At 47.1% G+C, this 255-nt stretch carries 1 protein-coding gene; it reads right to left on the reverse strand.

From position 1 onward, the window contains the following. On the reverse strand, positions 1 to 255 hold a 255-nt coding region (locus KL866_RS00505; RefSeq protein ID WP_214992400.1), incomplete at both ends, for an efflux RND transporter permease subunit.

Raw genomic sequence — 255 nt, forward strand, 5'->3', positions numbered from 1 at the left:
AAGCTGCACCGCCACTTCTCCGGCGTCACCATAACGGAATGTCCGCAAATTACTTCCTCGTAGCGCCGTAGCAATCAGTTTAGCCACATCATTAACTTGAATGCCGAAGCGGTTTGCTTTCTCTCTGTCTATTCGAATTTGCACCTCGTCACGAGTAGAGCCCGTATCGGCTTTTACATCTTCTAGCCCTTCAATAGAAGAAAGAATGGGGATGATCTGTTCTGAAATATTTAGCAAGGTTTCTGACGACTCGCC

It is taken from the genome of Alteromonas sp. ALT199 (genome assembly GCF_018619335.1).
GTDB lineage: Bacteria > Pseudomonadota > Gammaproteobacteria > Enterobacterales > Alteromonadaceae > Alteromonas.